The 17095-nt window shown below is 38.5% G+C and carries 15 protein-coding genes and 1 other annotated feature; of the genes, 2 read left to right on the forward strand and 13 right to left on the reverse strand.

Annotated features, from left to right (window positions below; genetic code table 11):
* Positions 1-58: 58 nt before the first annotated feature.
* The 3 genes from NSU02_RS14315 to NSU02_RS14325 all read right to left on the reverse strand — a co-directional run bounded on the left by NSU02_RS14315 (position 59) and on the right by NSU02_RS14325 (position 3285).
* Positions 59-925, reverse strand: a complete 867-nt coding sequence (locus NSU02_RS14315) for a M50 family metallopeptidase (protein ID WP_117016766.1) — start codon at positions 923-925, stop codon at positions 59-61.
* Positions 918-1712, reverse strand: coding sequence for a M23 family metallopeptidase (locus NSU02_RS14320; protein ID WP_063387950.1), 795 nt, complete (start codon positions 1710-1712; stop codon positions 918-920). The genes NSU02_RS14315 and NSU02_RS14320 overlap by 8 nt, the downstream gene beginning before the upstream one ends.
* 334 nt (positions 1713-2046) lie before the next feature.
* The gene (locus NSU02_RS14325; protein WP_130156089.1) at positions 2047-3285 is read right to left on the reverse strand and encodes an Nramp family divalent metal transporter; all 1239 of its coding nucleotides are present in this window, start codon (positions 3283-3285) and stop codon (positions 2047-2049) included.
* Positions 3286-3691: 406 nt separating this feature from the next.
* On the opposite strand from NSU02_RS14325, the gene NSU02_RS14330 reads away from it, so the two are divergent.
* Positions 3692-4243 carry a nitroreductase gene (locus tag NSU02_RS14330; RefSeq protein WP_063387948.1) on the forward strand — a complete coding sequence of 184 codons (552 nt, stop codon included), beginning with the start codon at positions 3692-3694 and terminating at the stop codon, positions 4241-4243.
* A gap of 184 nt (positions 4244-4427) precedes the next feature.
* Here NSU02_RS14330 and minD read toward each other — a convergent pair whose 3' ends face one another.
* The 10 genes from minD to NSU02_RS14380 form a co-directional block, all read right to left on the reverse strand.
* Positions 4428-5231, reverse strand: a complete 804-nt coding sequence (gene minD, locus NSU02_RS14335) for a septum site-determining protein MinD (RefSeq protein ID WP_063387946.1) — start codon at positions 5229-5231, stop codon at positions 4428-4430.
* A complete protein-coding gene (gene minC / locus NSU02_RS14340; protein WP_082829524.1) occupies positions 5224-5928 on the reverse strand; it encodes a septum site-determining protein MinC in 705 nt (234 codons plus the stop codon). The genes minD and minC overlap by 8 nt, the downstream gene beginning before the upstream one ends.
* A gap of 58 nt (positions 5929-5986) precedes the next feature.
* Positions 5987-6505 (reverse strand): rod shape-determining protein MreD, encoded by a 519-nt coding sequence (gene mreD, locus NSU02_RS14345; protein WP_339193171.1) that lies wholly within the window; start codon positions 6503-6505, stop codon positions 5987-5989.
* Positions 6502-7386 carry a rod shape-determining protein MreC gene (gene mreC / locus NSU02_RS14350; protein ID WP_063387943.1) on the reverse strand — a complete coding sequence of 295 codons (885 nt, stop codon included), beginning with the start codon at positions 7384-7386 and terminating at the stop codon, positions 6502-6504. The genes mreD and mreC overlap by 4 nt, the downstream gene beginning before the upstream one ends.
* A 16-nt stretch (positions 7387-7402) precedes the next feature.
* Complete coding sequence (locus NSU02_RS14355) at positions 7403-8425, reverse strand: rod shape-determining protein (protein WP_063387942.1); 1023 nt, start codon at positions 8423-8425, stop codon at positions 7403-7405.
* A gap of 1501 nt (positions 8426-9926) precedes the next feature.
* Entirely contained in the window at positions 9927-10604 is a 678-nt protein-coding gene (gene radC, locus NSU02_RS14360) for a DNA repair protein RadC (RefSeq protein WP_130156096.1), read from the reverse strand.
* Between the two features lie 18 nt (positions 10605-10622).
* Positions 10623-11189: a Maf family protein gene (locus NSU02_RS14365; RefSeq protein WP_094246292.1), complete on the reverse strand. Its 567-nt coding sequence runs from the start codon at positions 11187-11189 to the stop codon at positions 10623-10625.
* A 199-nt stretch (positions 11190-11388) separates the two neighbouring features.
* Positions 11389-12324, reverse strand: a complete 936-nt coding sequence (locus tag NSU02_RS14370; RefSeq protein ID WP_339193172.1) for an SPOR domain-containing protein — start codon at positions 12322-12324, stop codon at positions 11389-11391.
* Positions 12325-12448: 124 nt separating this feature from the next.
* Positions 12449-13732 (reverse strand): folylpolyglutamate synthase/dihydrofolate synthase family protein, encoded by a 1284-nt coding sequence (locus tag NSU02_RS14375; protein ID WP_066249739.1) that lies wholly within the window; start codon positions 13730-13732, stop codon positions 12449-12451.
* Positions 13733-13838: 106 nt separating this feature from the next.
* Positions 13839-16481 carry a valine--tRNA ligase gene (locus NSU02_RS14380; RefSeq protein ID WP_339193173.1) on the reverse strand — a complete coding sequence of 881 codons (2643 nt, stop codon included), beginning with the start codon at positions 16479-16481 and terminating at the stop codon, positions 13839-13841.
* A 53-nt stretch (positions 16482-16534) separates the two neighbouring features.
* Positions 16535-16757: a binding site (T-box leader), on the reverse strand.
* Between the two features lie 146 nt (positions 16758-16903).
* Here NSU02_RS14380 and NSU02_RS14385 point away from each other — a divergent pair.
* Positions 16904-17095, forward strand: coding sequence for a hypothetical protein (locus tag NSU02_RS14385; RefSeq protein ID WP_327847811.1), 192 nt, complete (start codon positions 16904-16906; stop codon positions 17093-17095).

Here is a 17095-nt window from a genome sequence, read left to right on the forward strand (position 1 = left end):
CCAACAACCTCTTTTCATGTATTGTTTCCTATTTCAATATCATGTTTTCCTGCAGGCGTCAATAAACGTACTGTAAATCGCCCATTTTTCTGTCCGTCTTTTTTTCCGAAAAAAAACTGTGCAGCAGCTCATTTTCATCAAGCTGAAAAAGTTTTTTTCCATCGTCCTCCACAATAATAGGGTGCTTGCAACCCCGCTGAAATTTCAGCAGCACGTGGTAAATCAAATCATCGCGATCAACAATGATCGGCTTTAACACTGTAAACGCTTGATGATTTCCATAATACCTTTCCATCAAGAAGCGAATATATACAAATTGTCTTTGTTTATATTCCGTATAAATGGAGTGGACGATAAAGGCTGCGATAATCCACCCGCTTAAAAGAGTAGGGTTAAAAAAAAGCAAAAAAAGGAACAAACATGAAAAAACAACTGCAGATATGCGAAGCATTTCCTTATGAGCAACTGAAAAAGGTTTTTGTTTGCTCAGCAAAATAAAAAGAAGCTTTCCTCCATCAAGGGGCCAAATGGGAACAAGATTAAAAAGGAAAATAGACATATTAAAAAAAATAAACATTTCATATGTAGAGTCGTTTATGAAATTCGCTTCCCAAAAAATCCATGCAGCTATTTGCATCCATAAATGCTGAATCGGTCCAGATATAACAACAAACAGATCTTCTTTCAAGGGACGATTTCCATGCTCCTCCATTTCCACTACACCGCCAAAAGGAAGAAGCTGAATGGACTTGATCCTCCATGAAAAAAAACTGGCGCAAACAGCATGCCCCATTTCATGAATAAAAACTATTGAGAAAAGGATGCAAAGAGCTTTAAATTGCGCTGTCATTGCTCCGATTGCAATCAACACCCAAAAGATAGGATGAATATGTATTTTCGACAATAAGGAAAAATATTTATTCAAATGAGATCACCTGACTCGGGTCAATAAATGTGTCGCCCTTTTTTATGGCAAAATAGTATGTTCCATGCTGGTTTTGGCTTTGCTTTACTTTGCCTACAGGTTTTCCTGTTTCGACAAAGTCATACAGCGCTACATTTAGCTCTTCCAGGTTCCCATACCAGGTTTCTATTCCATCAGCATGTTGAATCACCACAGTCAGACCAGTATCCTCCTTCTTTCCAGCTTCAATAACAATTCCTTCATTCATGGCCTCTACCGTTTTATTATTTGTTTCGATCATCACGCCTTGCCCGGTATCTTTAAAGCTCTGAAGCACCTTTCCTGATGCCGGAACCGCATATTGACTTTCTTTAGATCCACTTTCTTCTTTCGATTGTTTTTTCAAAAACGCTAATGGATTCCCAAATTGTTCTTCGTACCATTTGGAAACATATGCAAAGTTAAACTCCTTTTCCATCACATGGCTGACGAAATCTCTAGCTTTCAGAAATTCTGCCCGGTCATTTTTAAAAATAATACCGATCATCAGGACGATGCAGGCAGAGATTAGCAATTTTGTTATAAAAACGTCCGAACGGAACAATGGATGAAAATTTTTACTTCCTTCTGCCTCTACATAAAGAGGGGAGTCCGCGTCAACTTGCACGTTTTCTTGTGTGATTTGATTGATAAATGGAACAGATATATCATCACTGCTGCTTGAACTGCTCGAAAGCATGCTGTTCATTCTTTTTCGTTTACGCTTTGCTATTCGTTTTTTTATTTCTTTTGCTCGACGATTCATCATCCATCATCCTTTTGCAATTTTGTACAAGTTTATGCCCTGTCCTTACCGTTTATGACAATAAAGCCATTTTGCATTTCTTAAAGCGATATCTAGGCAAATGTTTATCTTTGACCTTGATAAAGAACTTTTACCTACAACCTAGTAAGTAGGTTCTTCACTGTTTTCTGGTTCAAAGGAATACTGGATGAAGCAAAATAAAATATGGCGCTATCCGAGAAAAGCAAAATTTTGAAATCAAAAAGAAGACCACAAAATGCTTTTGTCGTCTTCTTTTTGAAATAGTAGTATATGGTGAATTAACACAAAAGCTAGACTGCCTTTTATTTGAAGCCGCTTAACGAAATAGGTTGACTAGTTCATTGATCGATAAAATGAAAAATAAAACAATATTTAAACTCAAAAGTACATTGAAAAACCATTTATTTCGATCTTCCTTATGAGGAAGATGCTTTTTACTATTAAGCAAATAGATAAGGGTCAGCGCCAGAAAGGGCATAAATAGCGCACCAAGGGCACCATACAAAATAATGAGGCTCACAGGTTTTCCTATAAAATGCAAGAGCATTGGCGGGAATGTTAACCAAAAAACAAAAAATTTATAAGCTTTTGTCTTACTTAATTGTTCTTTATTCACATCATGTTTTTTAACTGTATAGACAAAATCAGCAAATAAATAAGAGACGCCATTCCAAACACCTAATACTGATGTAAAGGAAGCTGACCAAAAACCGATGAGAAATAAGATACGTACAGTTGGGGACAGCTCGTTTCCTAAAATGGTAGCAAATGATATGAGACCTTGCTCACCGTTAATGTTTGTATTCGTTCCATATAGTAATGCAGCCCCTAAAATTAATAAAGAAATTGTAAAAACTGCTGTAGTAATATAGGCAATCATGGAGTCAAATCTAACGTAGCGGAGGTAGGATCGATCCTTCCAATTGTTTTCCTGCAGCCAATAGCCATAAGACGCCATGGTAATGGATCCGCCAACTCCCCCAATTAATCCGAGTGCGTAAAGCAGTGACCCTTTCGGCAACGCCGGAACAGCAGTGTCCATGATATCAGAAAGTTCCGGCAGAACAATAACAGCTGAGCCGACAACCGAAATAAACATAAGTAGAATTAAAAGATTCATAACTTTTTCAAATAGCTTATATTGCCCCATCCATGTTAATAAAAAACCTAACAAACCGCTTATAACCGCCCATACCCATAAAGGCAAGACAGGAAATAATGCAGACAGAGCCAATGCACAAGATGAAGTCGCAGCCGCTCCATAAACAAATCCCCAAATAACCGAATAAACGCCAAAATAGCTTGTTGCCCATAATCCCATAGAATGCCAGCCTTCTAAAATTGTTTTTCCAGTCAGCAAATGATATCGGCCAACACCCTCATTTAAGGCAAATTTTAAAATAGCCCCGATAATGATTGCCCATAAAAAGACAAGTCCAAAATTTGTACCGGCAACTAAGGCAGCAACTAGATCACCGGCTCCGACGCCCGTTGCTGCGACAATTAACCCCGGACCAACGGCCGGCCACTTTTTTGTGGATTTGCCATGTTCCATCACTGTCACCTTCCATCTGAGATTTGAACGTAGAAATGAGTCATCTAATATTTCTTATGAATGATCTTTCTCACTAGGGAATATAAATGTGCATGAATCAATTGCTGGATGAACATATTTTCGCATCATGCTGTTATATCTAGTTTTAGCAATTGTTCATCCATGCGAAACTTTCTCATTTATAGTTCTTATGTAAAGAATTCATATTTTATTAATTGAATATTCTGTATTTTTAAGTCGATCGTTTTCATTGCTCTTGTATCAGCTGTTTGAAATGATTTCTCGCACCTGTCTCCTTCCCTTTGTAAACGATTACGACTGTAGAAATAAACATTTACATATCACTTCAATTTTGAAATAATTCTAATTGAAAATCATTATTATTAAGGAGGCATCAGAAATACCAATGGAAACATACAAAGTAGCCAATATAATTAAAGAGCGTCGATCGATTAAAGAATTTAAGAAAGATCCAATCCCTAAAGAAGTAATATGTGAATTATTAAATACGGCTGTTTGGGCTCCTAATCATGGATTAAGAGAGCCATGGCGGTTCGTGCTGTTTATGAATGAAGGAAAAGAAAAATTAGTTGCTGCTATTGCACAAGAAACGAACAATGGAAAAAATATCGATCGATTACGAGAAAAGCTGCTGCCGATTCCAGCACATTTATTGGTAATCATGAAAGAGGATCCGCGTCAAAAGCAGTGGGAGGAGGATTTAAAAGCGACAAGTGCATTAATCCAAAATTTTCAACTAGCTGCATGGGAAAAAGGTATTGGCGTTATATGGAAAACAGGTGCTTATATTTATTCACCATCTTTCCGACAAAAAGTTGGAGTAGAACCAGGAGAAAAAATTGTCGGCCTTCTACATATTGGCTATCCTGCCTCAATCCCAGAACCAAAACAGCGGACAAACGCAGAAGAAAAATTGACGATTATTGAATCATATTGAAAGGGAAAAGATTCAAGAGGAAATATTTTGTACAGCCTTCAAAAAATCTCCCACCTCAAGAGATAGAAGAAAAAAACGATCAGCAGGTGGGAGATATATCAGTGTGATGGCAGTGATTCTAATGTGTGCAAAGAAAAAAGCTAATGCTTTATTCAAGGAAGTGTGATTTTTAAATTGATTAGGATTAAGCACGTACTCCAAAAAATTTTTTGATTTTTGCGATAACACCTTTTTCAGGCTCATCTAATGATTGAAGCGGAACCGCTTCACCTAAAATTCTTCTCGCAATATTGCGGTAGGCAATGGAAGCACGATTGTCAGGGTTCATTACAATCGGTTCACCATTATTAGACGCTTTTATTACCTCATCATCATCAATTACAATCCCCAACAAATCAATAGAAAGATGGCTGACAATTTCATCGACATCCAGCATATCACCGTTTTTCATTAAATGATTTCGGATCCGATTAATAATTAATCGTGGCGGCTCAATATCTTCCTTCTCCAGCAAACCGATAATTCGATCCGCATCTCTCACAGCGGAAACTTCTGGTGTTGTCACGACAATCGCTTGATCCGCACCGGATACGGCATTTTTATATCCTTGTTCAATCCCGGCAGGACAGTCGATAATAATATAATCAAAATCTTGTTTTAGCTGATCAATTAATTTTTTCATCTGCTCAGGTGTTACGGCAGTTTTATCGCTAGTTTGCGCTGCAGGCAGCAAATAAAGAAAATCATTAAAGCGTTTATCTTTTACGAGAGCTTGATGAATTTTGCATCGTTCTTGGACAACATCAACTAAATCATAAATAATCCTGTTTTCCAATCCCATGACAACATCGAGGTTCCGCAAGCCGATATCTGTATCAACTAGACAAACTTTCTTTCCCATAATGGCAAGGGCTGTACCAACATTTGCAGAAGTTGTTGTTTTGCCGACCCCGCCCTTGCCAGAAGTGACCACAATTGCCTCACCCATTCATTATTCCCCCTTCAAGCCTAGTTAAATTGGGTCTCAGATGAGCTAATTGTTGAATCCGTTCAATAATGATTGTCCCATTTTCATCAATATATGCGCATTCCATATCATTTCGAAATGATGGCTCCTTCTGATCGGGTGGCCTACTTAAAATATCGGAGATCCTCAGCTGTGTCGGCTTCATCAAGGAGGCGGCAATCACTGCATTTCGATTCCCTTCAAAACCAGCATGAGCTATGCCTTTTAAAGCCCCCATGACAAAAATATTGCCCGTTGCCATGACTGTCCCGCCAGGATTGACATCTCCTATCAGCAACAAATCCCCTCTAATTTTCAACACTTGCCCAGAACGGACGACTTTAGCAACTGAGATAACATCTGCTTCCTCTTTCCACTTCAACGCCTCTTCCTTTGAGATGACATTTGAATCAATTGCATCGACAATTAAATTTCTTTTTTTTCTTATTACGTCTTTTATTTTCTCCTCTTGTTCCTCCGTCAAAAAACGATTTCCAGCCTTTATCGTCACCCTGATCATCGGTTCATTTTCCTGAACATACTGCCTTTTGGAGAGCATCGAATCCAGTTCATTCACAATATCATGAAACGAACAGGAATCATCTAAATATAATGTCAATCCATCCTTTGTGCCTTTTATCGTTACATAATATGGTCTTTGAGCTTTCACGAAGTTCACCCCAACAAAAATCTATTTCGACAGCAATAACAAAAACTCCTCTATCAAACTTTAAAACTTAATCGTTGTGTTCACCTATTTTCAAGCTCAAAACGAATTTCTTTAAAGGATAGATTAACACACAAGCTAATACAAAATTCAGAGCAAGTGTCGGTAGCAGGCGATCAATTGTAAACAATTGCAGAGGAACAGCTGTCATCCCGATTAGTAAATAAATACCGTATGTGAAAAATTCAAGCAATGCAACGGAAAGCTCAGTTAAAAAAATTAAAACAAAAATATTGGGATTGAGCACCCGCAAAGCTTGCATCACTAAATATGCCAAGGTCGGAAATGCGAAAGCATATATGCCGATAACTTGCGTGTAAACAACATCGAACAATAAACCGAAAACAATTCCATAAATGACGGCAATTTTCCGAGAGCCGTACGCCGCCAAGATGACAATCATCAATAGTAAAAGATGGGGAACTGCCACTTGATGATCTGAAAGAAAAGGGATCGGAACAAGATCAACGATGATGCTTTCCAATACGAAAATAAACATAACCATTACGGGGAGGAAAAATGTTCTCAAGAGTCTTCCTCCTCTTCCAATTGATTGATATCAACTGTTGGAAGAACCCGCTCGATGATCATGACACGATCTATATCATAAAAGTCAGCTGATGGGGTTATATAAGCTATCTTTGTTAATCCGTACGAATCAAGTTCGACTTTTTTTACTTTTCCGATCACTAAACCTTCAGGAAACACTCCGCCAAGGCCAGAAGTCGCTACAATTTGATTTTCTTTTATTTGGGCATTTGATTCAATGATGTTCATTTCAAGAGCATTTTCCTGCTCACTGTAGCCGACAATGAGGCCGAATACCTTTCCGTTATTCGTATGAACCATTGCTGAAATCCGGTTTTTTCTGTCGGAAGCACTTAAAAGCTGAACGGTGGACGTAAATTCAGAAGTATTTTTCACTTTCCCGATCAATCCTTTTGCCGTTATAACCGCCATGTCTTTTTTGATTCCGTGCTGTTCGCCTTTATCAATTTTGATATAATCATGCCAACGATCAGGATTTCTTGCGATGACTGTCCCTTGGATCGACTTATATTTTCTTATATCGTTATCAGCAGATAATTTTAATTCTTCTTTTAATTGTTTGTTTTCCTGTTCTAATTCCTGCAGCTTTTCCTCCAATTGAATATAATTATTCAGTTGTTTGCGAAGCAGCTCGTTTTCTTCGTATGTATTTTTTAAATGATTCAAATTCTCAAAGAAGCCCGCAATATATTGTGCGGGCTGATGAAATACCTTCTGGACTAGTCCAACCGAATCTTGAATAAACTTCTCCTGCCACGAAAGATTGCGGTCTTCCTTTAGGGAAAAACCAATCAATGCCACCAAAATAATGATCCCGACAAGGAGCACAATTAATCGTTTATTTAGAAAAAATTGTGGCATGATTTACACCTCTAACTTATCTGTGGTCTTTTGTACGATTTTTGAATAGGTGGATATGTTCAAGAGCTTTTCCTGTTCCGACCGCTACACAATCAAGAGGATTTTCCGCAATGATTACAGGCATTTTCGTTTCGTCGCTTATAACTTTGTCTAAATTGCGAAGAAGGGCGCCCCCACCAGTTAAAACAATTCCTCGATCCATAATATCCGCCGCAAGTTCAGGCGGAGTTTTTTCCAAAGTAATTTTTACAGCATCTACGATCGCATAGACAGTATCGCGTAATGCCTCTGAAATTTCTGTCGCAGTAATTTCAATCGTTTTCGGAAGGCCTGTTAACAAATCTCTTCCGCGAATTTCCATGTTTTCAACACCTTCCGGAGCGCTTGCAGAACCGATTTCAAGCTTCACCGCTTCCGCTGTCCGATCACCAATCATTAAGTTGTAGGTTTTACGGATATAGTTAATGATGGCTTCATCCATTTCATCACCGGCAACACGGATAGATTGGCTTGTCACAATTCCGCCGAGAGAAATGATGGCAACTTCCGTTGTTCCCCCGCCGATGTCTACAACCATGCTTCCGGTCGGTTCCCAAACTGGAAGGTTGGCTCCAATAGCAGCCGCAAATGGTTCTTCGATCGTATACGCATCTCTAGCGCCTGCTTGTCTCGTTGCATCAATGACCGCACGTTCTTCAACCGCAGTTATTCCCGAAGGAACACAAACCATCACATAAGGTTTTCGCGAAAAAATACCTGCATTTTTTGTTGCCTGTTTTATGTAGTATTTCATCATCGTAGCAGTCGTTTCATAATCAGCAATCACTCCGTCTTTCATTGGTCGAAGTGCTACAACATTTCCAGGCGTACGCCCGATCATATTTTTTGCATCATTACCAACTGCAACAATTTGCTTTGTATCAGTTTGCAAAGCAACAACAGATGGTTCACGCACTACAATACCTTTTCCTTTCACAAACACTAACGTATTGGCTGTCCCTAAATCTATTCCAAGGTCTCTCGTACCAATTCCAAACATATCTGTTGTATCTCCCTTTCTTCCAAAATAAATACGTTTTTATATTCATGTAAATGTCTAATCATTATTGAAAAAACCCATAAATTATATTATAACGTAATTTTTCAAAAAAAAAAGTGCTATCAATACCCTGCGTAAAATAAAAATTTGCGAGGTATTTTTCATGAAACTTGATGAAAAGCTGATCATTGTGTTGGACGCCTCAAAAATTTTTACTAAAAAATTTTCCTAGTGGAGAATAGAGGATGAAAAATAGATGTCACAGCAAATACCGCCCGTATGAAAGCCTTGATTTAATTTATCCATTGAGAATAATAACTTAAAAATATTACAAGTCCATACAAAAAATATTATTTTATGTTTACAAATCCCCCCTTTGCACTCTTTATTAGCAATGGTTTAGAATGTCATAAAAAATAATGGTTTTTTCAGTTGATTGTGTTTCAATTCAAATGACTCCAATAAAGTATTACATAACAATTCTGCCGAAGTTTCAAGTTCATCTATTATTGAAATATGAGATTTTTCTCCAACTTTGGCTCTTCTTAAGTCGCAAACCCTTTGTAAATGCGGACATCATTTGGAGCTCGCGAGGCCGTGCAAATGTTTTTTTGAAATTCCTTCTATCATGCACTTATGTGTTGTAATAACGTTACTGCCCTGCTTCAAGCAGCTTTTTATCGTGCTTTGCGAGGCTGGTCAGTATGTTATATACCGTTGTGCTGTCTCCCATCAGTCCCCCTGCAAATTCAGCAAAACGGTGGTTGTTCGCATTACGTGTCTAGAAGCGCAAAAATCTGTCCGAAAAAGCGCTAGCAGTTCAGAATCCAAAGCTATTAACTGTAATACGTGTTAGGATTGATTTTAAATGAAGGCATACTTTTTCACCCATTTATAACTCGGGAAAATGAGTTTTTTAATCATATAAAGTGTGTAAAAATAACTCCTTTTTCGCAATGACAAAATTTTGGGTGAAATGTAATGATTATACATATAAGTGGTTTTCATAAAACTTTGTTGCTGGAACTGAGGTAGAATGACTAGAGTAAAATGAATTGTTATTTTTCAATAATAAGTTAGCTGGTCTGATGCAGTTGCCAAAAAAAGAACATCAATACAAATTCAAGTGCACAATCACATAGGCAGCAGTGCGACGAGGATCTTAACTTCAGAAGTCTGTAATCTTAAATGAAAACATGCTTCCTTACAATTCATTATAAAAGACAGGAGCATCATATGAGTAATATAAAATAGAACCTTATATATGAAAGTTTTCCAATAAAGTAAAGGGATGCTATTGATTATATATCAAGCCATTCTCCATCAGCAATAGATATTCAAAGATAAAAATTCATAAAACTGCGAATGTCATTTTTAAGCTTAAAAAATTGGAAGTCATTTATCAATAATTTCATAGATCTAATCTTCACACATCATAAAAAGAGGTGCACTTCATATCCAGTGCACCCCAACAATTGACATAGAACCTTTTAAAAAAACGTTATAAATATCCCTTTTCTTTTAAACTGACGTATTTACGCTCTCCGATTATGATATGATCTAAAAGTTCAATCCCGATCAGCTTTCCGCATTCGGACAAGCGCCTCGTGACTTCAATATCCTCTTTGCTTGGGGAGGGATCTCCTGATGGATGATTATGGATACAAATAAAAGATGCAGCTGAACATTTCAATGCCTCCTTGAAGACTTCTCTTGGGTGAACAATTGATGTATTTAAACTGCCAATGAAAATCGTTTGCTTATGCAGCACTTGGTTTTTTGTGTTTAAATATAAACCTACGAAATGCTCTTGTTTTAAAAAGCGCATTTCTTCCATGACATAATTGGAGGCATCTTGTGGAGAACGAATGACATACCGATCTTCGTATGCGAGCTGATGAATTCTTTTTCCCAATTCTAATGCTGCTATAATTTGCACCGCTTTTGCTTTTCCAATGCCGGGTATGCCCATAATTTCCTGAACTGACGCCTCTTTTAACATTCTAAGACCCCCGAAAGTTTTTAAAAGCTTATTCGCCAGTTCAAGCACTGATTCTCCCTTTGTCCCTGTTCTCAATAAAATTGCCAGCAGCTCATGGTTGGAAAGGCCTTTTGGTCCGTTGTGTATCAATCGTTCCCTTGGTCTTTCTTCTTCTGGAAAATCTCGAATAGCGAGCATATCTTTCCCCCTTGTTTGTTACCAGTGAAATCCAAAATTTTTTAATTCTCTGTACAGTCTTGAAACAGGAAGACCGACAACTGTAAAATAATCGCCATCAATTTTTTTCACTAGCAATGAGCCGAAATGTTGAATTCCATAAGCACCCGCCTTGTCCATTGGTTCGTTTGTCTCAATGTATTCCAGGATTTCATCGTCTGAAAGCGGCCAAAAAGTAACTTTTGTTGATTCAGAAAATGTCGTATGCTTTTCACCATGAATAATCGAAACTGCTGTTAAAACAGTATGTGTTTTCCCAGAAAGTGATTTTAACATGTAATAGGCGTCACGGCGGTCTTTCGGCTTTCCTAGTATTCGATTTTCGAGGATCACCGCCGTATCTGCTCCGATGACATATGCATCTTTATACCTTTCAGCTACATGAAAGGCTTTTTGAAAGGCAAGTTTTTGAATGGCTTTTTCGGGTTCAGCTTCTTCGTCCAGCCTCTCTTCCAAATTGCTTTCAATCACAGCAAATGGTATTCCTAACAGCTTGAGGAGTTCTTTTCTTCGCGGAGAGCTTGATGCAAGTATGAGGCGTTCCATTTTTATTTCATCCTTTCAACCAATACTATCCGTATGTTATCAAAAAAGGCTTTTGCAAACAATTTTTCAAAAAAGAATTATCTAATCGCCATTAATAAAAACATTTATTCAATTTACAGAAAAAACTACATTATCTAAGGAAAACTGCTTGTGAAAATAAAAAAAGAAAACGAATGCTCGAGCAAACGCTTTCCCGTTATCAAGAAAGTTTTTCAAAAAAATCTAGCAGCGACTGCTGCAGGCTCCATAGCTGTTCATTTGCCGATTTTTCTGTTTGCAGTTTTTTTACTGCTGCCAAAATTGAATCGTCTTTTATTTGACCAGCCTCATTTAATAATGACTCTACTTTCTCTTGTTCCGGGGCGGTTCCATTCACAAAAGACGAAGACAGCTTCAGCATCTCCTCAACGACCGTTTTTGTTTTTTCGTTTTCCACCTTTCCTTCCCATTTCATCTTTTTCACAAACGTTTCAATTTGATGTGATTCAGCCATGTTTTTCAACTCTTCTGCTGTCTTTTTATCCAACGCTGCCCCAACGAATACGTAATGATCGCCGCCTTGTGAAACGATAACAGAAGGCAATCCTTTAGCCTTTATCTGCCCGCTGACGGTTTCCGCCCCTTCTTTTTTTGTAAATTTTCCGGCTTGTACCATATAAACTTCAAAAACGATGTTTTCCGCACCGCTTGGCGCTGAAGCATTGCTAACGTTCTGTCTGTGAGGAGACTTTGACACATCCCTCAATTCAGATGATACAGGCATTGAATCGTTTGAAATAAATTGCAGGGCTAAAACACCAAAACTCAGTCCAAGAATAACAGCAAATATGATCGATATCACATAATTTTTTATTTTAGGAGGCAGCGTTCTGCTATTGTTCTTTGAGAAGGCTATTTTCGGGTTTTCTTTCTTATCCTCCTCATCATCCGGCAAAATCCAAGGAAAAGATGTCTCCTCTTCGTTCTTATCCTCTGATGCTGCCATTTCTTTTTCAGCCTTCACCTTTTCCTCCCAGCTGGATACTTTTAATTGTTTGCCAGTTTCACTTGTTTCAGCAGAAACATTCGTATCGTTGGAAAAATTGTTTTCCTGACCGTTGATTTTAATGGTTATTTTCGATGATGGCTTGTCCAAAATGATCACCGCCCTTTTTTGCTGGACAAACTTTTTTTTATGCTAACATATGTAAAATAAAAAAGAACGAGACATTTGTCGCCTCGTTCATAATTGTTGTCGTTATTTTTCGACATCCTCGTACTCATGAGCTATGTTTTATATGTTTTCTCACTTCACCGATAAAATAAAGGGAACCTGTAATAATGAGAACCGTTTCGTCATCCATTGTGTTGATAATCTTTTCATAGGCAAGCTCCCAATTGTCTTCATACTCTTTATCCTTCATGTCGCAAGCCTCGTATAATTCTTTCGCATCAGCTGCTTTCGGGAAATGAAAGGTTGTAAAAATAATTCGATTTGCCGTTTGTGCAGCCTGCTCGATCATTTCTTTATATTGCTTGTCCTTCACACACGAAAATAACATGATGATTTTCTTATCAGGGTAAAACTTTTGTACAGTTTCTTTCAACGCTGCCATTCCTTCCGGATTATGTGCTCCGTCCAAAATGACTCTCGGTTTTTCCTTTACTTCTTCAAAACGCCCTTTCCAAAAAGTGCGCTTCAGTCCTTCCTGTATATGCTCCTCCTCTATGATAAACGAATAATAAACTCTTAAATAATCAAGCGTCATGACACTCAGTGCAGCATTGATCGCTTGATGGTTTCCTTTCATCTGTAATGAAAGGCTGTTATATCGTTTAAAGGGGGTTTGTACAAAAAATTCATCAAAATCTCCTGCGTGAAAATCCCTAGTGAGCCAATAATGCTTTGCTTTTTTTTCTTTTGCAACACGCTCAATGACATCAAGGGCTTCCTTTTGTTCCACAGCTGTAATGACAGGAACTCCGTTTTTAATAATGCCTGCCTTTTGCTCTGCAATCTCTTCTATCGTTGAGCCAAGGATGTTTAAATGATCATGTCCAATCATTGTAATCACTGAAAGAATAGGATTCGCAATATTCGTAGAATCCCATTTTCCCCCGAGTCCTGTTTCTAATAAAACAACATCCGGCACGTTGATTTTACCAAAATAATAAAACATCATCGCAGTAATGACTTCAAACTCTGTCGGTGCTCCAAGCTCCGTTTTCTCAAGCTCGTCAACAACCGGTTTGATCACATTGGATAGCTGCAATATTTCCTCTTCAGAAATGGGATTGCCATCTATCGTAATTCGTTCATTGAATGATTCCAAATAAGGCGAGGTGAAAGCACCTACTTTATATTCAGCGGCTTTTAACACCTCTTGCATAAAAGCAATCGTTGATCCTTTCCCGTTTGTTCCGGCTACATGAATGAAGCGGCATCTTCTTTCCGGATGATCAAGCTTTTCCATCATCCATTCCATTCGCTGGAGACCAGGCTTTATTCCAAAGGTTAGGCGGGAATGTATCCACTTGAGTGCTTCTTCATATGTTTGAAACATATAAATTCCCCTCCTTGAACTCTCGAACATTTTCAATGAATTTGAATGGCCGGATGTATCATAAACGTTTTGATGGAAGAAAATCCGGGGCATACCCGGATTTGTTTTAGCCTTTCAGCTCCTGAAGTCGTTTTAACACCGCCTGCTGTTTTTCTAAATAGTCCTTTTCTTTTGCCCGCTCTTCTTCTACGACTTCTTTCGGTGCTTTTTTAATAAATCCTTCATTGGCAAGCTTTTTCTGAACGCGCTCGACTTCTTTATTCCATTTCTCTAATTCTTTTTCAAGCCGTTTGATTTCTTCTTCCACATTAATGAGTCCTTCAAGAGGAAGAAATACTTCTGCCCCGCTCACAACAGCTGTCATAGCCTTGTCAGGAGCTTCAATGTTTGTATCAATTGTTAATGAGCTAGGATTGCAAAATCTCTCTAAATAGCTGCGGTTTTTCTCCAACTGGTTTTTAACTTCTTCACTATGAGCATGAATGATCATATCCACCTGCTTCTTCATCGGCGTGTTCACTTCAGCGCGAATATTACGGACTGAGCGAATCACATCAACTAGAAGCTTCATTTCGTTTGCAGCTTTTTCATCAGAAAGCTCCTGACGTACAACCGGCCATGAAGCAATTGTAATCGATTCTCCCTGATGAGGAAGGTGCTGCCAAATTTCTTCTGTTATAAACGGCATAAAAGGATGAAGGAGTCGCAATGTTTGATCTAACACATATGCCAAAATGGAACGAGTTGTCTTTTTCGCTTCCTCATCATTTCCGTACAGCGGAATTTTTGCCATTTCAATATACCAGTCGCAAAAATCATCCCAAATAAAATTGTACAGCACCCGACCGGCTTCGCCAAATTCATATTTTTCCGCAAGTCTTGTGACAAGCTCAATCGTTTCATTTAACCGTGTGAGAATCCATTTATCTACCACTGATTTTTTTCCGTTTAAATCAATTTCTTCATATGTTAAACCGTTCAAATTCATCAGTACAAAGCGGGAGGCGTTCCATATTTTATTGGCAAAATTCCACACGGCTTCTACTTTTTCAAAGCTGAATCTTAAATCCTGCCCTGGGCTTGAGCCGGTAGCTAAAAAGTAGCGCAAAGAGTCCGCACCGTATTTGTCAATAACATCCATCGGATCGACGCCATTGCCTAATGATTTGCTCATTTTTCTTCCTTCTGAATCGCGCACAAGTCCATGAATCAAAACATCTTTAAACGGTCTTTTCTCAGTAAACTCCAATCCTTGGAAAATCATCCGCGAAACCCAAAAGAAAATAATGTCATACCCGGTAACAAGGACATCTGTCGGATAATAGCGTTTATAATCTTTTGCCTCTTTATCAGGCCAGCCCATTGTTGAAAACGGCCATAAAGCAGAGCTGAACCATGTATCTAACACATCTGGATCCTGCTCCCAATTTTCAATATCTTTAGGCGGCTCATGATCAACATAAACTTCGCCTGTTTCCTTATGATACCAAGCTGGAATGCGATGTCCCCACCATAACTGACGGGAAATACACCAGTCGCGAATGTTTTCCAGCCAATGCAAATACGTTTTTTCAAATCGTTCAGGAATAAAATGAACTTTCCCTTCTGTTTTCTGAAGGTTCAAAGCAGCTTCGGCCAAAGGCTTCATTTTCACAAACCATTGAGTTGATAAATACGGCTCGATAACTGCTCCGCTTCGTTCACTATGGCCTACGGAATGGATATGCTCTTCAATTTTAAATAAAATTCCTTCCTCCTGCAGGTCTTTCACCAACTGCTTCCGGCATTCAAAGCGATCCATTCCTTCATATTTTCCAGCTTTTTCATTCATTGTCCCGTCTTCATTCATGACTAATATTCTTTCTAAATTGTGGCGGTTTCCGATTTCAAAGTCGTTCGGATCGTGTGCAGGAGTTATTTTTACTGCTCCTGAACCGAATTCCATATCGACATATTCATCTGCGACGATCGGAATTTCCCGTCCTGTTATTGGCAGCTTCACTGTTTTTCCGATTAAATGCTTATACCTATCATCATCAGGATGAACAGCCACTGCTGTATCCCCAAGCATCGTTTCCGGGCGAGTGGTCGCGACTTCAATATATCCGGATCCATCAGCCAGCGGATATTTTAAATGATAAAGTGCCCCTTTCACTTCTTTATAAATGACTTCGATATCGGAAAGGGCTGTTTTTGTCACCGGATCCCAGTTAATAATGTACTCTCCTCGGTAAATAAGACCTTTTTTATAAAGCGATACAAAAACCTCTCTTACAGCTTTTGAAAGACCTTCATCAAGGGTGAACCTCTCTCTTGTGTAGTCAAGACCTAGGCCTAATTTTGCCCATTGTTTGCGAATATGGTCTGCATATTCTTCCTTCCATTTCCATGTTTCTTCTACAAATTTTTCCCGCCCGAGATCATACCGACTTTTCCCTTCTTCGCGCAGCTTTGCTTCCACCTTGGCTTGTGTGGCGATTCCCGCATGATCCATCCCTGGCAGCCACAAAACATCGTACCCTTGCATTCGCTTCATTCGGGTAATAATATCTTGAAGAGTTGTATCCCATGCATGTCCAAGGTGAAGCTTACCGGTGACGTTTGGCGGAGGAATAACGATCGTGAAAGGAGTTTTCCCCTCATCATCTTTTGCTTCAAAAAATTTTCCCTCGAGCCAAAATGCATACCGATCCTCTTCAACCGTTTTCGGATCGTATTTTGGGGAAAGAGTGATTTCTGAATTCGACATATTTATGAAAACCTCCTTATTTTCATTCTAAAATATAAAAACTCCTTCCATCCTAAAAGGACGAAAGGAGATGTTTTCGCGGTACCACCTTTTTTCACAGATACGTCTGTGCACTTCTTTCAGGTAACGGCTAATGCCGGCTCCCTTTACTAAAAGCTTTCAAGGAAGCTGCTCCAGGGCGACTTTCCAACGGGATCTCCTAGGAAATCTTCCAGCTTGCGATTTCCCTCTCTGGAAGGAGTCGTTCGTTGTACTACTCCCCTTCAACACATTTTCACAAACTATATAAATTTCTATATTTAATAGTACTAAAAAATTGTTTTTTTCGTCAATATTTTCCCCATCTTCCTTAACCTTTAAACAAAAATCACAAAATGTTCTTTATTTCATAATATAAATTAACAAAGTTGAAGGTGATCAACATGAGAAAAAAAATAAAACCATACTATATTCAATCGTTTATTAAACAATTCCGATCTACTCTTGAACAGTTCATCGTTCCTTTAATGATTTTTCAGGGAATTCGAACAATCCTTTTACCAACTATGTTTGATATTATTTTATTAGCCATTTTACTATTTCTAGCAGCCGCGTTGTATATGGAACGGGGTTAA

The organism is Aeribacillus sp. FSL W8-0870 (assembly GCF_037963755.1).
In the GTDB taxonomy this organism is placed as follows: domain Bacteria; phylum Bacillota; class Bacilli; order Bacillales; family Aeribacillaceae; genus Aeribacillus; species Aeribacillus composti.